General features: G+C 60.4%; 19 protein-coding genes and 1 tRNA gene. 7 read left to right on the forward strand and 13 right to left on the reverse strand.

Translation table 11 applies throughout. The features are described 5' to 3' along the window. Nucleotides 1-167: 167 nt before the first annotated feature. Nucleotides 168-353 (reverse strand): hypothetical protein, encoded by a 186-nt coding sequence (locus QQL85_RS16350; RefSeq protein WP_284354819.1) that lies wholly within the window; start codon nucleotides 351-353, stop codon nucleotides 168-170. 720 nt (nucleotides 354-1,073) lie between these two features. On the opposite strand from QQL85_RS16350, the gene QQL85_RS16355 reads away from it, so the two are divergent. Continuing rightward, nucleotides 1,074-1,268: a hypothetical protein gene (locus QQL85_RS16355; RefSeq protein WP_284354818.1), complete on the forward strand. Its 195-nt coding sequence runs from the start codon at nucleotides 1,074-1,076 to the stop codon at nucleotides 1,266-1,268. A 130-nt stretch (nucleotides 1,269-1,398) separates the two neighbouring features. Here the strand turns inward: QQL85_RS16355 and QQL85_RS16360 are convergent, their stop codons facing one another. Further along, nucleotides 1,399-2,304: a LysR family transcriptional regulator gene (locus QQL85_RS16360; protein WP_284354817.1), complete on the reverse strand. Its 906-nt coding sequence runs from the start codon at nucleotides 2,302-2,304 to the stop codon at nucleotides 1,399-1,401. A 100-nt stretch (nucleotides 2,305-2,404) separates the two neighbouring features. On the opposite strand from QQL85_RS16360, the gene QQL85_RS16365 reads away from it, so the two are divergent. After that, complete coding sequence (locus tag QQL85_RS16365) at nucleotides 2,405-3,166, forward strand: sulfite exporter TauE/SafE family protein (protein ID WP_284354816.1); 762 nt, start codon at nucleotides 2,405-2,407, stop codon at nucleotides 3,164-3,166. Between the two features lies 1 nt (nucleotide 3,167). Here QQL85_RS16365 and QQL85_RS16370 read toward each other — a convergent pair whose 3' ends face one another. The 4 genes from QQL85_RS16370 to QQL85_RS16385 form a co-directional block, all read right to left on the reverse strand. Next, on the reverse strand, nucleotides 3,168-4,592 hold the full coding sequence (locus tag QQL85_RS16370; protein WP_284354815.1) for a GGDEF domain-containing protein: 1,425 nt from the start codon (nucleotides 4,590-4,592) through the stop codon (nucleotides 3,168-3,170). A 137-nt stretch (nucleotides 4,593-4,729) separates the two neighbouring features. Then, nucleotides 4,730-6,559: an SLC13 family permease gene (locus QQL85_RS16375; RefSeq protein WP_284354814.1), complete on the reverse strand. Its 1,830-nt coding sequence runs from the start codon at nucleotides 6,557-6,559 to the stop codon at nucleotides 4,730-4,732. A 138-nt stretch (nucleotides 6,560-6,697) separates the two neighbouring features. Beyond that, nucleotides 6,698-7,087 (reverse strand): glycine zipper domain-containing protein, encoded by a 390-nt coding sequence (locus QQL85_RS16380; protein ID WP_274080488.1) that lies wholly within the window; start codon nucleotides 7,085-7,087, stop codon nucleotides 6,698-6,700. A 73-nt stretch (nucleotides 7,088-7,160) separates the two neighbouring features. Next, the gene (locus tag QQL85_RS16385) at nucleotides 7,161-7,352 is read right to left on the reverse strand and encodes a hypothetical protein (RefSeq protein WP_284354813.1); all 192 of its coding nucleotides are present in this window, start codon (nucleotides 7,350-7,352) and stop codon (nucleotides 7,161-7,163) included. Nucleotides 7,353-7,576: 224 nt separating this feature from the next. Between QQL85_RS16385 and QQL85_RS16390 the strand changes: the two genes are divergently transcribed. From QQL85_RS16390 to QQL85_RS16400, 3 genes are all read left to right on the forward strand, one after another. Beyond that, complete coding sequence (locus QQL85_RS16390) at nucleotides 7,577-8,737, forward strand: GGDEF domain-containing protein (protein ID WP_284354812.1); 1,161 nt, start codon at nucleotides 7,577-7,579, stop codon at nucleotides 8,735-8,737. Nucleotides 8,738-8,810: 73 nt separating this feature from the next. Then, the gene (locus QQL85_RS16395) at nucleotides 8,811-9,161 is read left to right on the forward strand and encodes a hypothetical protein (protein ID WP_284354811.1); all 351 of its coding nucleotides are present in this window, start codon (nucleotides 8,811-8,813) and stop codon (nucleotides 9,159-9,161) included. A 116-nt stretch (nucleotides 9,162-9,277) separates the two neighbouring features. Next, entirely contained in the window at nucleotides 9,278-10,099 is an 822-nt protein-coding gene (locus tag QQL85_RS16400; RefSeq protein ID WP_284354810.1) for a class I SAM-dependent methyltransferase, read from the forward strand. Here QQL85_RS16400 and QQL85_RS16405 read toward each other — a convergent pair whose 3' ends face one another. The 4 genes from QQL85_RS16405 to QQL85_RS16420 form a co-directional block, all read right to left on the reverse strand. After that, complete coding sequence (locus tag QQL85_RS16405) at nucleotides 10,100-10,867, reverse strand: SDR family oxidoreductase (RefSeq protein ID WP_284354809.1); 768 nt, start codon at nucleotides 10,865-10,867, stop codon at nucleotides 10,100-10,102. A 36-nt stretch (nucleotides 10,868-10,903) separates the two neighbouring features. Then, nucleotides 10,904-11,971, reverse strand: coding sequence for a phosphotransferase family protein (locus tag QQL85_RS16410; protein ID WP_284354808.1), 1,068 nt, complete (start codon nucleotides 11,969-11,971; stop codon nucleotides 10,904-10,906). A gap of 184 nt (nucleotides 11,972-12,155) precedes the next feature. Further along, entirely contained in the window at nucleotides 12,156-12,473 is a 318-nt protein-coding gene (locus tag QQL85_RS16415; RefSeq protein ID WP_016487959.1) for an SCP2 sterol-binding domain-containing protein, read from the reverse strand. Nucleotides 12,474-12,529: 56 nt separating this feature from the next. Then, nucleotides 12,530-13,240 (reverse strand): histidine phosphatase family protein, encoded by a 711-nt coding sequence (locus QQL85_RS16420; RefSeq protein WP_284354807.1) that lies wholly within the window; start codon nucleotides 13,238-13,240, stop codon nucleotides 12,530-12,532. A gap of 197 nt (nucleotides 13,241-13,437) precedes the next feature. Between QQL85_RS16420 and sohB the strand changes: the two genes are divergently transcribed. Further along, nucleotides 13,438-14,457, forward strand: a complete 1,020-nt coding sequence (gene sohB / locus QQL85_RS16425) for a protease SohB (RefSeq protein ID WP_284354806.1) — start codon at nucleotides 13,438-13,440, stop codon at nucleotides 14,455-14,457. A 154-nt stretch (nucleotides 14,458-14,611) separates the two neighbouring features. Beyond that, nucleotides 14,612-14,685, forward strand: a tRNA-Cys gene (locus QQL85_RS16430). Nucleotides 14,686-14,961: 276 nt separating this feature from the next. On the opposite strand, the gene QQL85_RS16435 is transcribed toward QQL85_RS16430, so the two are convergent. From QQL85_RS16435 to QQL85_RS16445, 3 genes are all read right to left on the reverse strand, one after another. Further along, nucleotides 14,962-16,290, reverse strand: coding sequence for a PDZ domain-containing protein (locus QQL85_RS16435; protein WP_284354805.1), 1,329 nt, complete (start codon nucleotides 16,288-16,290; stop codon nucleotides 14,962-14,964). Nucleotides 16,291-16,850: 560 nt separating this feature from the next. Beyond that, complete coding sequence (locus tag QQL85_RS16440) at nucleotides 16,851-17,750, reverse strand: DMT family transporter (protein ID WP_284354804.1); 900 nt, start codon at nucleotides 17,748-17,750, stop codon at nucleotides 16,851-16,853. A 142-nt stretch (nucleotides 17,751-17,892) separates the two neighbouring features. Further along, nucleotides 17,893-19,404: a sensor domain-containing diguanylate cyclase gene (locus tag QQL85_RS16445; protein ID WP_284354803.1), complete on the reverse strand. Its 1,512-nt coding sequence runs from the start codon at nucleotides 19,402-19,404 to the stop codon at nucleotides 17,893-17,895. Nucleotides 19,405-19,618: the final 214 nt, after the last annotated feature.

Genomic DNA, 19,618 nt, shown 5'->3' on the forward strand with positions numbered 1-19,618 from the left:
ACGGTCTGTACTGCTGTGAACAGTCAGAATCGGGCATTTAGTCCCACCACCCCTTCAAGTCTAACCATACAAGCGGGCATGCCCGCTCCCACAGGTTTTGCGCGGGTTTCAGCTATGGCGCAATCCTGTGGAGCCAGCCAGCCAGCGCTGTGCAGAAAGAGTACAGGTCACTGCAAAGTCACGGGCTTCACGCTATCCGGTAACTGCTGGATCGCCGCCTCGATCTTGGCGATCGGCTCAGCCAGCGTGTCTGCTTCCTTGTCCTTGCCCTCTCTTCTCAAGCGATCGCGCTCAAGGCGCAGGTTAAGCAGATTCTTCTGCAGTTTCAGGGCTGAAGCATTGTACGGGTCCATGCTTTTCTCATGCGGTGGGCTTCCGTGCCGTTGTAGGAAAACCGGACCGTATCAGCTCGAAATTGCTGGGGAAACTGATGTTTCATACAGGAAAATCCATCTACCTCAACTATTCCTACACGGCACGGTAAAACATCCTACAAGCCGTATTTCAAGTCGTGTCATTCAAACGCCGTTCAACCCCGCGTGATAGCTGTCGAGGATAGGTTTTCGCCCCTGCAGGCCCTTTGCCCAGTCCTGCCCAGTCCCTGCCGAGCGTTTCGAAATCTTATGTAGCAATTGCCGCATTGCCAGGGCAATTGTGAGCGTGGCTGTCTACGCGTAGACAGCTTCAGGGGTCTTCATCTGATCTGGCTTTTTTTCACGAAGCTGAATCTGTAACCGTATCAGTCCACGCCCGACAATAGGCCCATTCCCGCATCACAACTGTAGAGGTTCCAATGGGCAAGCTGGCGCTGTTCCTGGGTGGTTTTCTGCTGCTGACCATTCTGATTGGTATTCTTGGCACCATTCCGCCAAGCTGACTTCAACTGCGGTTTTCCTGCGCGGCCCGTCTACTTCAACTGACGGGCCCAACCTCTGAGCCATTGGTCAGTATTCTCCCTTGTTGCACGGCTGAATCAGTGCCATGTGCAAATAATTCTCAAGTGCAAAGGCTTCGTGTAGTCTCCTGCTACCGCTCATTCGGGCTGGTATTTTTGCCTTGGAGTCGATACATCAATGGAATACAAAGAAGGCACTTCAGCCATGCTGGAGTGGCGTTGCTGTTTTCTTGCCGAGGGCATACTTGATGAGCAGGGCTATGACCAGGCATTGCGCAATGCCCAGGTGATGGAGCAAGCGGGGCTGATCAGTACGCGGGAGTGGATCGAGCTGGTCAAACTGGCAAACACAGCATTGCTGCGGGTGCGATAAGTCATTCTTTGCGCTGGGAAATCTGTCCACAAAAAACGTGGGTAGGTCTGTGGATAAAGTGCTGTAAGCCAAGCCCACGGCGGGCTCTGTTAAATTGAGCAGAAATTGAACAGTCGTTTCAGTGGCTGTTTCAATGGCCCAGGCCGGCTCGGCGCAGGGCTGTCAGCACGTCACGTACACGCGCCGGCAGCTCGCCAGCAGGGTATAGCGCATGCATCTGAGGGTCCTGGCCGCTGCTGGAGGTCAGGCGGTACTGCGGGCACACCCGCACCAGGCGCCCGGTCTTGACCTGCGCTTCGCCAACCCAGGCGGCCAGGCGGGCGATACCGGCACCGGCCAGGGTGCTGTGGTACACCGCATTGCCCGAATCCAGGCGCAGCCTGGGCCTAGGGCGCAGGCTAGTGATCTGGCCATCGCGGCAGAAATGCCAGGCCTTGAGGATGCGTGGTGCGGTATGCAGGATCAGCGTGTGCCCATCCAGGTCCTCCGGCTGTTGCGGTGTACCGGCCAGGCCCAGGTAGCCGGGGCTGGCATACAGGTGGCGCTGGTAGGGCCAAAGCGGGTAGCCGATCAGTTCGCTTGATTGCGGGAAGGCACCGCGCACCACGAAATCGAATTTGCCCTGCAGCGGGTCAAGGGCTTCGTCGGTGTACTGGACGTCCAGGGTCACTTGCGGGTGATGGCGAGAAAACTCGGCAAGCACCTGCGGCAGCACATGCTCCCCCAGCAGCTGCGGCACCGCAAAGCGGATCCAGCCTTGGGCACTGCCGCTGAGCGCGGCCAGTTCGTCGGCTGCATCACGTTGCACATCCAGCAAGCGTTCAGCGTGCGGCAGCAGTCGCTCGCCGGCTTCGGTCAGCGTCACGGCGTTGGCGTTGCGATTGAGCAGTTTGCTCCCGGCATTGTCTTCCAGGGTTTGTACAGCCCGGGTAACGGCGCTGGGTGAGCGCCCCAGTGCGCGGGCGGCGGCCACGAAGCTGCGCTTGTGCGCCACGCTGACGAATGCCTGGATTTCCCGCAGCATGTCCAATGCCATCGCCTGCTCCTTGTTGCAGTTTTCGCAATATGGCATTTCAACACAAGCGCGGCACTTTGATTAGCCTTGCTGGCGTCTTCTCTGCCTCTGGGCCCGCATCATGATGGATATCGCTGTACTTTCCGTGTTCGCTTTTGCCGCCGGGCTGATTGACGCCGCCGTGGGAGGCGGTGGGCTGATCCAGATCCCGGCCTTGTTCAATGTGCTGCCCACCGCACAGCCAGCGGCATTGCTCGGCAGCAACAAGCTGGCGTCGGTATGCGGCACGGCCTTCGCGGCGCGATCGTTTATCCGCAAGGTGACGCTGGACTGGGGGTTGATCGTACCGGCGGCGCTCAGCGCCTTTGTCATGTCGTTCGCCGGCGCCGCCACGGTGTCGCTGGTGCCGCCCAGCATGATGCGCCCGGCGGTGCTGGTGCTGATCGTGCTGATGGCCATTTACACCTTCTGCAAGAAAGACTTCGGCACCCTGCACAAGCCCGCGCGAATCGGCCGCAAGGAGCAGTGCCTGGCGGTGCTGATCGGCGGTGCGATCGGCTTTTACGATGGCCTGTTCGGCCCCGGCACGGGTAGCTTCCTGATCTTCCTGTTCATCCGCTTCTTTGCCCTCGACTTCCTGCACGCCTCGGCGTCGGCCAAGGTGGTGAACATTGCCACCAACCTGGCGGCGCTGGTGTTCTTCGTGCCGACGGGCAACGTGTTGTACGCCATCGCCCTGCCCATGGCGGTGTGCAACATCCTGGGTGCGTTGACCGGTACCTGGCTGGCAGTACGCAAGGGCGCCGGCTTTGTCCGCGCGCTGTTCCTGGTGCTGTTGTGCGTATTGATCGCCAAGCTGTCGTGGGACTTGCTGGCCGGTTGACTCAGATCACCTGGCGCTGCGCCTCGGCCTGCTCGACACGATTGCGGCCATGGGCCTTGGCCCGGTACAGCGCTTGGTCGGCGCTTGCCAGCAACGCGTCCAGGCTGGGGGCCGGGCGGTCGGCGTCGCAGCCGGCCAGGCCGATACTGACGGTAATCTGCAGGCGCTGGTCGGCCTGCACCACATGCAGGTCCTGTATGGCGCGGCGCAGGCGTTCGGCGGTGAACTTGGCCCGTTCTGGCGCAAGGCCCGGGAGAATGACGACGAACTCCTCGCCACCCAGGCGCGCGAGCAGTTCATCGTTGTGCAACTGGTCTTGCAGGGTGCTTGCGAACTGGCGCAACACCTGGTCACCGACCGCGTGGCCGTGGGCATCGTTGATTGACTTGAAGTGGTCGATGTCCAGCATCATCAGGGTCAGCGGCAGTGCCTGGGCATGCTGCTGGCGGCTGTCCAGCAGTGCGTTGGCGCGGCGGGTAAAGGCACTGCGGGTGAGCACGCCGGTAAGGTGGTCGATGGTCGCCTGGTGCGCCAGGCGGGCCATCAGGCTGCGGTTGGCCTGGCTGACGCAGGCCACCACCAGCGGGCCAAGCACCAGCATGGCGATGCCCAGGCGCGCCGACATCAGCGTGGTCACCCCTGGCTCGCTTTGCGGCACGCTAAAGTGCATGAGGTTTTGCGCCACCGCCACAATCAAGGTACTGCCGGCGGTGAGTGTCAGCAGTGAAACCATGAACGGCGAATAGGTCCAGGCACACCACAGCAAGGCGGCAATCGGGAAGGCGATGGCCCCGGGGCCGCCAAAGGCAATGCTGAACGCGAGCGAGGCCAGCAGTACCAGCAGCGGTGCCAGGCGAATGGCCTGGGCACCACCGCGCACCAAGGCCCGCACCGAGGGCGCAGTGAGCAGTACCGGCAGCACCAGCACGCTGGTCGAGAACTGTTCGCTGAACCAGGCCAGCCAAGTGGCGCGCAACGATTGTTCGAACCAAGGCGTGGCCATCACCGCCGCCATGCTGGCTGCCACCATGGCGCCGGCGGCGCAGGCGGCGAATACGCTGAGTACGCCGTGCGGGGTTCGCATGCGTCGGTGCAGGCGCGGCAAGCGTGACAGCAATTGCCAGAGGGTAACCACCACGCCCAGGTTGCACAGGTTGAACCACAGGGCCGGGGCCCAGGCACTGCCACACAGCAGGTCGGCACCGACCATGGCCAGCCAGACGAGGCCAAAGCCGGTAAGCGTGGCCTGGCGAGGGTAGCGCAGCAGTACACCGGCCAATACTGCATTCACCGGCCAGAACAGCGACAGCGACTCGATCGGGCGTGCCAGGATGCCGCCCAGGGTAAGGGCAAAAGTCAGGCAAAGCAGAACGACGTAAGGCAACAAGCGCGATTGGGCAGCAAAAACCATGGGCTCGACCGGCAAGCGGAAACGAAATCCAGGACAACGCCTTGAAGCACCTGGGGCAATGATCCGCAGTGTGTTTCGTCAGGGTAGTTGATGTCAATCTGCCGCGATCGGTCGGGATAATGTCAAATTGCCTTCATTCGCGAGCTTTGTCCTCACAGCCCGAAGAACCACGGTACCATCAACACGGTCACCAGCATCACCAGCAAGGTGAATGGCACACCGATTTTGACGAAGTCGGCAAAGCGATATTGCCCAGGGCCCAACACCAGCGTGTTGACTGGCGATGACACCGGCGTCATGAACGCCGCCGACGCGGCCAGTGCCACGGTCATGGCAAACGGGTAGGGCGACATCCCCAGCTGTGCTGCGGTACTGACGGCCACCGGTGCCATCAATACCGCAGTGGCCGTGTTGGAAATGAACAGGCCAATCACCGCCGTGACGGCGAACAGGCAGGCGAGAATCGCAACCGGGCCGGCGCCCCCCAATACGTTGACCAGGCCGCCCACCGCCAGGTCGATGCCACCGGTTTTCTGCAGGGCCTGGGCGAATGGCAGCATGCCGACGATCAGCACCAGGCTTTGCCAGTGAATGGCCCGGTAGGCGCTGTTCATGTCGATGCAGCGGCCGGCACCCATCAGCAGGCACCCGATCAGCGCGGCGATGACATTGGGTACGGCGCCGCTGACCATCAACCCGACCATCACCGCCAGGCTCAGCAACGCTTGCGGCGCGCGCGTGCGGGCGGGTGCGACCTGGTCGATCTCGGCGGGCAGGCTCAGTACCAGGAAGTCCTTGGGCTTGCTTTGCAACTGGCGCACCGCTTTCCACGGGCCGACCACCAGCAGGGTATCGCCCAGACGCAGCTTTTCTTCCACCAGTTGCTCTTCAATCGCCGCCTGCTCGCGGCGTAGGCCGACCACGTTGAGGTCGAAGCGGGTACGGAAGGCCAGTTCGAGAATGCTCTTGCCAATCAGCTGTGAGCCCGGTGGCAGAGAGACTTCCGCCATGCCCAGCTCCTGGGACTGATCGATGAAATAGGCTGCCTTGAAATGCAGTGGCTCCAGTTGCATGGTCTGGCACAAGCTGCGCAGGTCGTCACGGTTGGCGAACAGGTCGAGCAGCAGCACGTCGCCCTGGTGCAGCACGGTGCTGGAGTCGGCGGCGATCACACGCGTGGTGAACTTGTGCTGGCGCTCGATGCCGATCACGTTGGCGCCGTGCCGGGTGCGCAGTTCCAGCTCTCCGAGGGTGTGGCCGATCAGTGGCGAGTGGGGGCGGATGCGCAGGCGCCGTTCGCGGCCGTTGAGTTTGTAGTCCAGCACCAGGTCCAGCAGTGTCCGGCGGGTTTCCACACGGCCGTCCTTGCGCACTTCGCCGTTGAGCCAGTGGCGGGTCAGCAGCATGTAGCCGATGCCCAGCACCAGCACCACCAGGCCGAACGGGGTAAAGCTGAAGAAGCTGAAGCCGGCTTCGCCATTGCGCACCAGCTCGCTGTGTACCACCACGTTGGGCGGTGTGGCCACCAGGCTGAGCATGCCGCTGATCAGGCCGGCGAAAGCCAGTGGCATCATCAGGCGGCTGGGTGAAAGCTTCAGGCGTGCGGCAATGCTGAGCACCACCGGGATGAAGATGGCCACCACACCGGTGGAGCTCATGATCGAGCCCAGCCCGGCCACCGACACCATCAGCAGCACCAGCAGGCGTGCCTCGCTGTTGCCGGCCCGTTCGCTCATCCACTCGCCGATACGGTAGGCAATGCCGGTGCGCACCAGGCCTTCGCCGATCACGAACAGGGCGGCGATCAGCACTACGTTGGGGTCGCTGAAGCCGGCCAAGGCCTGCTCCACCGTCAGGATGCCGAGCAGTGGCAGGGCGAGAATTACCAGCAGTGCGACCACGTCCATGCGTGGGCGGTTGATGACGAACAGGATGATGACGATGGCCAGCAGGCCGAGGACCCAGAGCAGCTCTTGGTTCATGGGGAGGGGGCGTTCCTTCACACGGGGGCACGGTAGACAGTAGCAGCCAGTGTGCCAGCTTGTGATGAAGGGGGCGTTGATGTGCTGCAGGGTTTGCCAAACAAAAGGGGCCGCATTGCGGCCCCTTGGATCACCAGATCAGTGACGGTGACGGCGGTGCTTCTTGCTGCCGTTGTTGTCGCCCAGGTGGTTGCCGATGGCACCACCGGCTGCGCCGCCCAGGCCGGCACCCACCGTGGAGCCGGTCTTGCCGCCCACCGCGCCGCCCAGCAGCGAGCCACCAGCCGAGCCCAGGCCACCGCCGATAGCGGCTTCAGTACGGTTGCCCTTGCGTGCACCTACCGCACTGCCGGCTGCGCCGCCGAGGCCGGCGCCGATGGCCGCCCCGGTCTTGCCGCCCATCGATTGACCGACAACGTTACCCAGGGCACCACCCAGGCCACCGCCAATGGCGGCAGTACCGTCACCGGCGAAAGCGCCCTGGCACAGCAGCAGGCCGAGAGCAAGGGAAGGCAGAGTCAGACGCATGATACGAACCTCAAAGGAATCATCAGGTTAAGGTGCCGCGCAACGGGCGGCAGGTCAGGGGTGTAAAGACGCTTCAGCGGTAGTAGCGGTCACCGCGGTATTGACGATCGTCATCGTCGTCATCGTCGCGGTCATGACGATGGTGGTGGCGATGGCCACGGTCGCGGTCACGCCAGCCATCGTCGTCGTCATGGTAGCGGTGGCTGTGGCAGCCCGCGGTCAGCAGGACAACAGCAATCAGTGAAAGGCTTGCAAGGCGGGTCATCACGATGTAGGTCCTTGATCCGCAATGGTTTACAGGGCATTTGTTGAGACTGGAAATGATCCATTTGGTTTCCCTGACAAGCAAAAATTTGTCGCGCCAGTGATGAGCGGCGTGCTTATGAGCTGCTGTTCTGTCTCATTCGGTCATGGTCGAGCTGCTAATGCCCCTCTAGACTGTGGGGTAAGCCGCAGGCAAGACGGCAATTTGCCACACAGTGAATCATGATGATCGCCCATACCCCCACGTTGTTCGCCGCCGTTGCCTTGGTTGCAACCATTCTGGCCTTCTGTCTGTTGCTGGTCGGGCGTAGTAGCCGCAGTGACAACCTGCTACTCACAGGGTGCGGGCTGCTGGTGCACGCCTTGGCCTATGTCTGCTACACCGTCTATGCCCAGGCCCCGCTGTGGCTCAGCTACGGCTTGGGCAACAGCCTGCTGTCGCTGGCCCTGGCGTTCTATACGGCCAGCCTGTTCCGGGTGCGTCAGCAAGTGGTGCCTTGGCGCATTATCTTCATTATTCCGGCGTGCATGCTGGTGGGGCTGATGCTGCTGCTCGATACGGTGGAGCCTCGTATGCTGCTGGCAACGCTGGTACTGATGCTGCAGTGCTCGATGATCCTCTACTGGGCGCGACGCTATGCCGAGCGGCCGGGCAAGGCCCATCTGTTGCTGCAGATCGGTGCATTGATCAGCCTGGTCGGCCTGGGCATGCGCGTGGTGGCGGTGGCCAATGGCACGGCGGTGGAAATGCGTTATGACACCAGCAACCTCAAGCAGAGCATTTCCGTGGCGATTGGCACAGCCACGGTGATGATGTACTCGATAGGGCTGGTTCTGATGGCCAAGGAACGCAGCGAATCCCGCTTGCAGCACCTGGCCCTGCACGATGTGCTGACCGGCACACTGAACCGCAGGGCGATCCTGGAGCGCTTTTCCGTAGAGTTGGACCACGCTCGCCAGCAGCAGGGGAGCCTGGCTGTGGCGATGATCGACATCGACCATTTCAAACGCATCAACGACCTGTATGGGCACCTGGCCGGTGACGAGGTGCTGTGCCATTGCGTACGTCAGTTGCAACAGCGGCTGCGCCAGGGTGACTGCCTTGGCCGTTACGGCGGTGAGGAATTCCTGTTGTTGCTGCCGGGCGCTGACCGCAGCGGAGCGATGGCGGCGCTGCAAGGGCTGCGCGAGGCCATTGCGCGCAACCCGGCGTGTTTTGCCGGTGATCAGATCGAGCTGCGTTTCAGCGTTGGCTTGTGGTGTGGCGTACCGGGCCCCAGGGACAACACCGCCAGCCTGTTGGCTCAGGCTGACGCAGCGCTATACCAAGCCAAGGCCGCCGGGCGCAATACGGTGCATATGGCGGCAATGGCCGAGGCGGGTTGAGTGCGCACAAGCATTCACGCGTGATACTGGCCAATGCTAGAGTCGCCTTCTTTTTTTACCCTGAGGATGGAACATGCGTGCGATTCTGCCGATGGCCGCAGCGCTGATGCTGGTCGGTTGTGCTTCTGCGACCATGGAGGCAGCCCGCGGCGGCAAGCCGACTGCGCAGCTCGATTCGCACAAGGCGTCAGCGTTGGTAGCCCAGTGCATCCAGTTCAGCTGGCAGGAAGAGAAGGTGTTCGGTGACGATGCCAGTGGCTACCTGGAGCCGCGCAAGCAGGGCGGGTTTACCGTGTACACCCGCGAGGCCGAGGCGTTTGTGGACGTTTACCCGCAGGCGGGTGGAGCGCGGGTCGACTATTACGCGCAGAAGAATGACAGCGTGGCGCTGCAGCGCCGGGCGGCAGCGGCTACCTGTTTGTAACAGCTTAGAGCAGCCCCAGTGGCGCGAGCGGGGCTTTACAATTTTTAGCAAGGCAGTTGTGTCACATGGCGCGTGGTGACGGCTAGCATGAGCCGTTACCACTCAAGGACGACACCATGGACCGCTCACTGCAACTCAACCGTGCCAGCTGGGACGAACGCGCTCCGCTGCACGCTGCCTCCAAGGACTATGAAGTCGAGCTTCTGGTCCAGCGCCCCGGGCATCTTTCCGAAACCGTCCGCTTCGACCTGCCATTGCTCGGCGATATCAATGGGCTGAACACTGTTCACCTGCAGTGTCACATCGGCACCGACACCCTTTCGCTGGCGCGCCTTGGCGCCAAGGTCTGCGGCCTGGACTATTCCTCAGCTTCGCTGGCCGAGGCGCGGCTGTTGGCCGAGCGTTGCCGGGTGCCGATCGAGTATGTCGAGTCCGACGTCTATGCCGCCGACAAGGTGCTGCCGGCAGGCACGTTCGACCTGGTCTACACCGGTATCGGCGCACTGTGCTGGCTGCCCCGCATCGAGCCGTGGGCACGCACGGTCGCAGCGCTACTGAAACCAGGCGGGCGGCTGTTCCTGCGCGATGGGCACCCGATGCTGATGGCCGTCAACGAAGACCACCAGGACCGCCTGCAGCTCGAATACGCGTATTTCGAGCACGAAGCGCCAACGGTGTGGCACAACGACCAGACCTACGTCGAAACCGAACAGCGCCTGACCCACATCGAAACCCATGAATGGAACCACGGCCTGGGCGAAGTGGTTACCGCGTTGCTGGCGCATGGGCTGCAACTGACGGCACTGGTCGAGCACCAGAGCATCCCCTGGGAGGCGCTGCCAGGGCAGATGGTCAAGGGCAGCGACGGTGAGTATCGCTTGCGCGAGCAGCCTGCGCGCTTGCCCCTGAGCTACACCTTGGTGGCGGTCAAAGCCTGATCAGGACAGGTAGCCGCCGTCGACATTGAGTGCCGTACCGGTGGTGTAGCTGGACGCATCGCTGGCCAGGTACAACACCGCGCCGGCCATTTCCTTGGGGTCGGCCACGCGCTTGAGCGGGATTTGCTGCAAGGCGGCGTTGAGGATGGCATCGTTTTTCACCAGCGCCGAGGCGAACTTGGTGTCGGTCAGGCCCGGCAACAGGGCGTTGCAGCGAATGCCGAACTGGGCGCACTCCTTGGCGAAGACTTTGGTCATGTTGATGACCGCCGCCTTGGTCATCGAATAGATACCTTGGAAGTGGCCGGGCGACACCCCGTTGATGGACGCCACGTTGACGATGCTGCCACCGCCGTGCTCGCGCATCAGTTTGCCGGCCTCTACCGACATGAAGAAGTAGCCGCGGATGTTCACGTCCACGGTCTTCTGGAAGGCGTTCGGGTCGGTGTCCAGCACGTTGCAGAATTGCGGGTTGGTGGCAGCGTTGTTGACCAGCACGTCCAAACGCCCGAATTGCTCGCGAATACCCGCGAACACCTGCTGGATCTGCTCCAGTTCACCAATATGGCAGGCCACCGCCGTCGCTTTGCCACCTGCGGCAATGATGGCGTCGGCCACCTGTTGGCAACCGTCGAGCTTGCGGCTGGAGACGATGACATGGGCGCCTTGCTGTGCCAGCAAGTGGGCGATGGCCTCGCCGATGCCACGGCTGGCGCCGGAAACGAAGGCAATCTTGCCGTCGAGGTCGAACAGGTGGGTCTTGGACATGCTGTTTTCCTTGTTATCCGTCGTCGTGGTCGTGGCTTACAGGCTGGACTTGGCGATGACCTGCAAGGTCATCTGCTCCAGCAAGCGGTTCATGTGGATGAACTGGGCGAAACGCTTGTCCTGGGTCTGGCCGTGGTAGTAGCGGTAATAGATTTGCTGGACGATCCCGGCCAGGCGGAACAGGCCATAGCAATAGTAGTAATCGAAGTTGTCCAGCTGGATGCCTGCGCGCTCGGCGTAGTAATCGACGAACTGGCGGCGGGTGAGCATGCCCGGCGCGTTGCTCGGCTGGCGGCGCATCAGCTGCACCGGCGCCGGGTCGTCAGCCTCGATCCAGTAGGCCAGGCTGTTGCCCAGGTCCATCAGTGGGTCGCCCAGGGTGGCCATTTCCCAGTCCAGTACCCCGATGATGCGCATGGGGTTGTCAGCATCGAGGATCACGTTGTCGAAGCGGTAATCGTTGTGCACGATGCCGGGCTTCGGGTGGTCGGCGGGCATTTTATCGTGCAACCAGGTGGTCACCTGTTCCCAGCGTGGGGCATCCGGGGTGAGGGCTTTTTCGTAGCGGCTGGTCCAACCCTCGATCTGGCGCTGCACATAACCTTCCGGTTTGCCCAGGTCGGCCAGGCCGCAGGCGTTGTAGTCCACCTGATGCAGTTCGACCAGGCGGTCGATGAAGCTTTTGCACAGGGCCTCGGTGCGGTTGGTGTCCAGATTCAGCTCGGTGGGGATGTCCGAGCGCAGGATGATGCCTTTGACCCGCTCCATCACATAGAACTCACCGCCGATCAGGCTGCTGTCGGTGCAGTGCGCATAGGCCTTGGGGCAGTACGGGAAGCCTTTGTTCAACTGGTTGAGGATGCGGAACTCGCGGCCCATGTCGTGAGCCGACTTGGCCTTTTGCCCGAATGGCGGGCGGCGCAGCACGAAGTCGCGGCCCGGGTAGCTGACCAGGTAGGTGAGGTTGGAGGCGCCACCGGGGAACTGGCTGATGCTTGGCAGCCCATCCAGGCCGGGGATATTGGCCTTGAGGTAAGGGTCGATGACGGCCGCGTCGAGCTCTTCGCCGGGGCGTACCTGGGTGGACTGGTCGGTGAGCGTCATGCGTTTTCCTTATTCTCGATCGCAAGGACTATTGGCTAATCTAATGGCCAGCCGGGGCTGGAACAAGCGTGCCAGGAGCCATATAGGTGAGGGTGTTGCCGATGGATCACTGCACCGAATGCAGGGCGAAAAAAAACCGAAGCCGGGAGGGCTTCGGTTTTCGATCATCCAGTATCCCCAGCCCTCAGGACGGGAACAGCTCGCTGAGTTTCATCGACAGCATCATGTCGCCTTCAACGCGCAGCTTGCCGCCCATGAAGGCCTGCATGCCGTCGGTTTCGCCGCTGACGATACCCTTCAGGGTTTCGCTGTCCATCACCAGGGTGCAGTTGGCATCCGGGTTCTCGCCTTCCTGCAGGTCGCAGGTGCCATCTTTGACGATCAGCGCGTACTGCTTGCCTTCGTCAGTGATGTTGAAGCCGAACACCAGGTCCAGGCCGGCGGCAGCGGATGGGTTGAACTTCTCTTGCATCTTTTTGACGGCATCAGCTACGGAGGTCATGGCGCATTCCTTATAAAGTTATTTACACGTCCCCGCAGGGACACAACAAGCCGGGCTCATCGATAGGTGACAAGCTCCGGCGCCCTCAACAGCTGCACATGGGCCTGGCTGTTGAAGGAGGCCAGTGCTACGTCGCGGCCGCGGAACTTCAGCTGGCTGAGCGACGTGTTGATGATCTGCCAGTTCAGCGCGAACGCCTGGCTGGGGGTGATACGGGTAACCAGGTGGAGCAGGGCGGCTATGGTGCCACCCGAGGTGAAGATGGCGATATTGTCGCCGCTGCCGGCGTTATCCAGTACGCGTTGCAAGCCACCCTGTACGCGGGCGGTGAACGCTTGCCAGGTTTCCAGGCCGTCGTCGGCATGCTCCCCATCGTGCCAGCGCTGCACCATCAAGGCGAACAGGCGCTGGAACTCGCTGCGATGCTGCGCACCATTGCGCAGGATGTGCAGGGCGTTTGGCTCTTGCGGCAGCAGCCCGGGCAACAGGGCACGGATGACACCGTCGGCATCGAACTCGTTGAACGCCGCGTCGGTCTCAACCGCTGGCACCGGGCAGCCATTGGCCTGCAAGGCCTCCAGAGCCAGGCGCGCGGTATCCTGCTGGCGGCGCAGGTCGCCTGCCACGCAACGGTCCAGCCGCACACCCAGCTGGACAAGGTGCTCACCCAGGGCCTGGCTCTGACGCACGCCCACGGGAGAGAGGACGTCGTAGTCATCGGCACCGAAGGAGGCTTGGCCATGTCGGATCAGGTAGAGGTTGCCCACGAAAGGTTCCGGCCTGTTGGAGGTTGCTGCGAGGTTAGGATGCGGCACACGGGCTGTCAACGAAAAAACATACAAGCGTTTGAAAAGGTTGTTTGAAAGGTGTTGCCAGCGTTTACACCAGCTGGCAGCGCCTCGGGCTCAACGGTATGCTTGCAACAGTTACGCGCCGCATTGGCGCAGGTATTTAAGGAGTCAACGTGGAGTTTCTTGCCGAGTACGCAAGCTTTCTCGCCAAAACCGCCACCCTGGTCATTGCCATCCTGGTGGTGCTGTCGGCCATCGCCGGGCTGCGCGGCAAAGGGCGGCGTAAACCGGGTGGGCAATTGCAGGTCACCCGCCTGAACGAATTCTACAAGGACCTGCGCGAGCGCCTGGAGTCCGGCCTGCTCGACAAAGCCCAGCTCAAGACGTTGCGCAAGCAGCAGGCCAAGGCGGAAAAGCAGCAGAAGAAAGGCAAGGCCGAGGAAAAGGGCCGGGTCTTCGTGCTGGACTTCGATGGCGACATCAAAGCGTCTGCCACCGAAAGCCTGCGCAACGAAATCACCGCGCTACTGACCCTCGCCACCCCGCGTGACGAAGTGGTGCTGCGCCTTGAAAGCGGTGGTGGCCTGGTGCACAGCTACGGCCTGGCGGCATCGCAACTGGCGCGCATTCGCCAGGCGGGCATCCCGCTAACCGTGTGCATCGACAAGGTGGCCGCCAGCGGTGGTTACATGATGGCCTGCATCGGCGAGAAGATTGTCAGCGCGCCGTTCGCGGTGCTGGGTTCGATCGGGGTGGTGGCGCAGTTGCCCAACGTCAATCGCCTGTTGAAGAAGCACGACATCGACTTCGAGGTGCTGACCGCTGGCGAGTACAAGCGCACCCTCACTGTGTTTGGCGAGAACACCGAGAAGGGCCGGGAGAAGTTCCAGGAAGACCTGGACATCACCCACCAGCTGTTCAAGGACTTCGTTGCCCGCTATCGCCCGCAACTGCACATTGACGAAGTGGCCACCGGCGAAGTCTGGCTGGGCGTTGCCGCACTCAACCGCCGGCTGGTGGACGAGCTGCAGACCAGCGACGAATACCTCAGCGAGCGTGCGCGCAACGCCAACCTGTTCCACCTGCACTATGCCGAACGCAAGAGCCTGCAGGAACGCATCGGCATGGCGGCCAGTGGCACGGTGGAGAACACGGTGGTGGGTTTGTGGAGTAAACTCGGGCGCCTGCGCTAACACCTTGAACCCGTTGAAATTTTTTTTCGTTCAGGGGGTTGCAAGGTTAGATGAATAGGGACATAATGGCGCCCATCGAAACGCAGCAAACTTTGAAAAAGGTTAAGCGTTTCAAGGAGATAGCGAAGCGTAAGCAGCTAGATCCGACCTTTGAGGCCGAGTAGCAAAGTGGTTATGCTCCGGATTGCAAATCCGTCTACGCCGGTTCGATTCCGACCTCGGCCTCCACCATTCGAAAGCCCCGCAGATTAACGTCTGCGGGGTTTTTCTTTGCGGGTCGAAAAATGCCGAAGCCCCAAAACCAATCACCCGCAGTCCCAAAACATCCTTACTCCGACGTCGCCGTCGGTCGGATGTCGCGGAACTGGAGCTGCCGAGCTTTGGTGGCTTTTCGCGCAGCCGATCGGCGATCAGGCGCCACTGCTGGTGACCTTCGGTGAAGCTAGAAATATCAACGAGGTTACAAGTTCCCGATGGGCGTGCACGACCGGATTACACACAGTACTAGTTCAACACCATCTTCAAATCCTTTTTCGCCCGATCACGCCACACTACGATGGGTGCGTTGTAGCCCTTGCGCATTTTCGATCCTATGGCTGTGAAGTCATCTGGCGAGGTGACTTCCTGCCCGGAGACTTCGAGGATGACATCCAAGGGTTTGATGCCAGCGCGTTCGGCCGTGCCGCCTTTAGCCGTTTCGATCACCCAGGCGCCTTTTGGCTCCTGTAGGCCGACCGCCTTGGCGTAATCGTGCGTGACGCTACCTAATTGCATATCCAGCGGCGAGGTCATGACCGCTGGAGTCGTGCTGGAGGACTTTGGTGCGGCTGCGACTGGAGGCGCCAATGGCGGGCCAACCTGCACAGGGACATCGATGAAAGCCGTTTTACGCCATACCTTCAGGACGGCGGTAGAACCAGTGGGCATCTTGCCGATGGCGACTAGAAACTCCACATCGTCATTTACCGGTGTCGATCCGACCCCTACGACCACGTCGGTAAACTGTAGCCCCGCCCGTTCGGCATTGCCGCCGGGTACAAGGCCCTCTACCGATGCCCCTTGCCCCGGCATGTTCAATTGCGGCGCTTTGATTGGATCAACAGCACTGATATAGGCGCCTGTGCGGCCACTGCCATTGGCGGTCCATACAGGGCAATTCCGGGAGTCCAGCACTTGACGGACAGCCACGCGCTGGCTGGCTCCCACCGCCTGGGCCGGAACACTCGAAGAGGCTTCCAGTTGCTGGCTGCGAGCCAAGGCTTGCTGCAGGTAGTCACAGGAGCGTCCCTGGTACTTCTGTGGATTTTCACGGGCAACCCATTGTGCAAGTGACGTCTGGTTACGCCCTGTTTTCGACACCGAACCCCAACCTTCTGGAGGGCTGGCGATGACTGCGGAAAAACTAGCTGGGTCTCGCTCTACAGTTGCCGCAGGGGTTGGCGTTGGCACGGATGCGGACGCTGCAGCAACGGGGGTGTCCGGGACTACGCAGCCCTTCTCCCGAATGACCTGCTCAGCCGCATCCAAGGCTATTTTTCCGCCCCACTGAGTATTGTCTTTGGCAACGGCTTCTTTCCTCTCGGGCCAGAACATCGTTATCTGTTCGCAGGTTTCACCCCGGTATTCAGTGATAAAGGTGTTCTTCATATAGGCATCATGTTCTGCCTGTATCTCGGCATCAGTGGGGCCGGCGGCGTCAGCCGCATACATGATCGGGTCCGTGATGAGAGATATCGGATCCAGCACGCATCCGCTCAACAGCGTACAGGATGTCCCCAGCACAGTCGCCAGCGTCACTGTGGTGACGCGTTCCATCGACTTGTTCATTTTCACGTTCTGACCCTCCCCAGGCAGTTCGCCATCATCACCGATCAACCACAGCCAAAGATAGTGTCCGTCATCGCTAAACGAAGTGGCGGTAGTGAAAATTGTTACGTTTGATGCATTCACCGTTCGTGAGCTGGAACGTGAAACTATCGAGGGCGAGCGCGATGGGGTTTCTGTCAGTCAATAGCCGGGGCTCTTAACATCTCATTGATCAACGCTAACGGAAACCCGTTTAATACTCGCCAACTAGGAAGCCAAGTAGTTCAGGCCTTGCGGGCGACAACCAAGGGTGCAGAATTAGTCCCAGGCCAAGCCTGTGGAAACGTGCCAAATTCGTCAGCCCCAGTTTTATAGGCGTTGCTGAAATGGCAACCCTTTTAGAGGGCGGGTTAAAGGAGGTCAAGTCGTATTGCCCGCGCCGTGTCGTCGCTGTGGTTCAAGGTAGAGACTTGCCTCCTCTCCACCAGGGCGCACATCGGCAGTTGTCCGATGTGCGCTGGCTTCATTTGATACGGTGCTTTTATGCCGATGCATATTTAAATATGCATCGGCCTCGTAGGGGCGGATTAAGCACGGGATGGCAGTGATGCTTTCTTGCCCAATCGAATCAACTCGTTCGAGAAGCACAGCCCGCATAGAATAAGCCCAGCCCCCAAGTACAAAGTGTCTCGCGGCAGCTCATTGAGGAATGCGAACGCCAGCAGCGCGGCAAACAGCGGTTCAGTCAGTTCCAGTGCTTGAACTTGTGATGGCTTCAAGTGCTCGATGGCCTTGGTGGTGCAGAAGAAACCGAGGATGGTCGGCAACGCAGCCAGAGCCAGTAATGCCATGACCGCCACGAGCGACAGTTCTCCCATGATGAACCCATCGGTCGCAGCCGGCATCAGCAGGTATAAACTGCCGAAGAACAACAGTTGCCGAGTGAAGTGCAGGCCACCCGAAACGCCCATGCGCTTCATGACAACCGAGAATGCGCCATAACCGCAGCCTGCAATCGAAGCGAGTAGGGCGCCCTGCAGCGTGAAGCCTTGTTCCAGGTCTGCGCCAAATATCACGGCGATACCGGCTATCGTCAATCCGGCACCTACCGTCGCGTTAGCGGTAATGGCGTCCTTGAGAACAATCCGTCCCAGCAATATCGAAGAAATGGAGGCGCTTGCCATCAGGATAACCACCACGCCTGCTGCGGCGTAATGGCGATAAGCCGACGTTTCAAAGTGGAACAACACAAAAATGCCGAGAAAGGCGCAAGCCGCTGCCTGGAACCACTTCGCCGTGCGCAGGGGGCGCTTGAGGAACAGTAGCAAGACTGAGAGCAGTAGGCAGCCGACTACGGTTTTTATGAGGGCGATGCTGCTGGAGCTGAAACCACTGCTCATCAGCACCTTGCTGAGTACGCCGATTGTTGCATTCAGTGCAGCGGCGCAGAGCGCAAAGAGGACGCCTTTGCCGAGATGAGATTGCATTGTACATTCCTTGTCATGGGTCTTTGGGCTGTGGGGCACATATCGCTATGAACAGACACCAGGCATCGCGTGGCCCGCGTACAGGTATTCCTTGCGCCATCATTTAGAGGGGAGGCGTCCCCGGTCATCGGCACGTTTTCTGTTATGGATTGGCTCGGTCTGCATGCATGCAATTGCGGCCCGCCTGCTTTGCGATATAGAGCGACTGGTCGGCGCGCTCAAGTAGCGATGATGAGTTATCGAGTGCCGTTCCATCGGAGCAAGCAATCCCGATACTGACAGTCACATGTCCGAAAGGGCTTGCTTTGTGAGGGATAAGTTCTGAGGCCAAGCGCTCGAGCATCAGACTGGCAACGACAACCGCTCCGTCGTAGTGGGTATCGGGCAGGATCACAGCCATTTCCTCCCCCCCGTAGCGTGCCAGCAGGTCGTGAGGGCGGCGGATGCAGGAAGACAGTAGAGCCGCCATCTGCTGTAGGCAGGCGTCGCCAGCCGGATGCCCGTAGGTGTCGTTGAAGCGTTTGAAATGGTCGATGTCGATCATCAGCAATGCCAACGTGGTTCCATGTCGATTGGCGCTGCGGATTTCCTGGCTCAGCGCCTTGTCGAAGAAGCGTCGGTTGGCAAGCCCTGTCAGCGCATCGTGCATCGCTTGGCGTTCAAGCTTTTGGTTACTTTCAAGCAACTCCTGTTGAGTCAGTCGAAGTTTGCTTTCGATCGCATTTCGCCGACTCATGGCACGAATGAGCAGCCAGCCAATAGCGCCTGTCAGTGTGAGCAGCGTAGAGACTACCAGCAACGACAACAGTGCCTCGAACCGCCAGGCTGCGAGTGCCTCATGCTTGCCCAACGCGACCGTTGTCACCAGGGGTAGCTTGTCACTCTTGCGAAATGCATAGAGGCGATCCACGCCGTCCAGGCTGGAGGTGAACGACGCGGTGCCCACTGATTGGTCGACGAGGTACTTGGTGTAGATTGGCGACTTCGAAAAGTTGCGATCCATGTCTTGTTCCCGAAAGGGATAACGCACCAGCATGGAACCGTCGGTATAGGACAGTCCAATCGCACCGTCATGGCCGACGTCCAGCTTGCCGAAAAGTTGCAGGAAGTTCTCCACGCCAAGCGTTACGGCCACAACACCTGCGAACTCGCCTTGCTCATTGTTGAATCGCCGGCTGATAGTGATCACCCATTCCTGGGTAGCGCGGCTACGGATGGGTAGCCCGATAAAAGGGTCGCGGGAAGGGTCGTCGCGGTGGTGGATGAAAAAGGCGCGATCGCTGCTGTTGGCGCCTGCGGGGATTGGACGATTGGATGACATCAGCCAGCGCCCATCCTTGGCGTAGATAGTGATGCCGCTCATTTGCGGCATCAATGTGTGCTGGCGCTTGACCAGCTGACTCAGTCGTTCGATTTGCGCAGGTCCGGCGCCCTCTGTTTCCAGGCGCTCGACCAGGCCGAGCAAGAGCAGTGAACTCTGTCGGACGATACCGTCTGAATAGGTGGACAGTGCTTGGGTCAGGTTCAGGCCATGAACGTTAATTTCTTCCAAGGCGCGTTCACGAGAGGCCATGACCTTCCATAACGTCAATGACGCGAGAGAACAACCGATGATCGATAACAGTAGAACAACGAGATGGATGTCACGCTTCACGTCAATACCTGATGGAGATTCCGGTTTCTCTTGCGGTTTATTCTTGTTCTCAAGAACGAATCGCGTGATCTTGGCGCTAAGCCTCCTGACGAGCAATACAGCGTGCATGCTTATGCAGGGCAGGGGGCGTAGTGATAGGCCAAGCATCTTTTTCCCAAAGACAAAACTAGGCGTCGATGCGATTTAATTAACCAAACGGTCAAGAAGTAACCAG

Origin of the sequence: Pseudomonas putida (assembly GCF_030159595.1) — a bacterium.
In the GTDB taxonomy this organism is placed as follows: domain Bacteria; phylum Pseudomonadota; class Gammaproteobacteria; order Pseudomonadales; family Pseudomonadaceae; genus Aquipseudomonas; species Aquipseudomonas putida_AC.

Coding starts and splice junctions, on each gene's coding strand:
- QQL85_RS16350 (WP_284354819.1), bottom strand. CDS start 353: ATGGACCCGTACAATGCTTCAGCCCTGAAACTGCAGAAGAATCTGCTT.
- QQL85_RS16355 (WP_284354818.1), top strand. CDS start 1,074: ATGGAATACAAAGAAGGCACTTCAGCCATGCTGGAGTGGCGTTGCTGT.
- QQL85_RS16360 (WP_284354817.1), bottom strand. CDS start 2,304: ATGGCATTGGACATGCTGCGGGAAATCCAGGCATTCGTCAGCGTGGCG.
- QQL85_RS16365 (WP_284354816.1), top strand. CDS start 2,405: ATGATGGATATCGCTGTACTTTCCGTGTTCGCTTTTGCCGCCGGGCTG.
- QQL85_RS16375 (WP_284354814.1), bottom strand. CDS start 6,559: ATGAACCAAGAGCTGCTCTGGGTCCTCGGCCTGCTGGCCATCGTCATC.
- QQL85_RS16380 (WP_274080488.1), bottom strand. CDS start 7,087: ATGCGTCTGACTCTGCCTTCCCTTGCTCTCGGCCTGCTGCTGTGCCAG.
- QQL85_RS16385 (WP_284354813.1), bottom strand. CDS start 7,352: ATGACCCGCCTTGCAAGCCTTTCACTGATTGCTGTTGTCCTGCTGACC.
- QQL85_RS16390 (WP_284354812.1), top strand. CDS start 7,577: ATGATCGCCCATACCCCCACGTTGTTCGCCGCCGTTGCCTTGGTTGCA.
- QQL85_RS16395 (WP_284354811.1), top strand. CDS start 8,811: ATGCGTGCGATTCTGCCGATGGCCGCAGCGCTGATGCTGGTCGGTTGT.
- QQL85_RS16400 (WP_284354810.1), top strand. CDS start 9,278: ATGGACCGCTCACTGCAACTCAACCGTGCCAGCTGGGACGAACGCGCT.
- QQL85_RS16405 (WP_284354809.1), bottom strand. CDS start 10,867: ATGTCCAAGACCCACCTGTTCGACCTCGACGGCAAGATTGCCTTCGTT.
- QQL85_RS16410 (WP_284354808.1), bottom strand. CDS start 11,971: ATGACGCTCACCGACCAGTCCACCCAGGTACGCCCCGGCGAAGAGCTC.
- QQL85_RS16415 (WP_016487959.1), bottom strand. CDS start 12,473: ATGACCTCCGTAGCTGATGCCGTCAAAAAGATGCAAGAGAAGTTCAAC.
- QQL85_RS16440 (WP_284354804.1), bottom strand. CDS start 17,750: ATGCAATCTCATCTCGGCAAAGGCGTCCTCTTTGCGCTCTGCGCCGCT.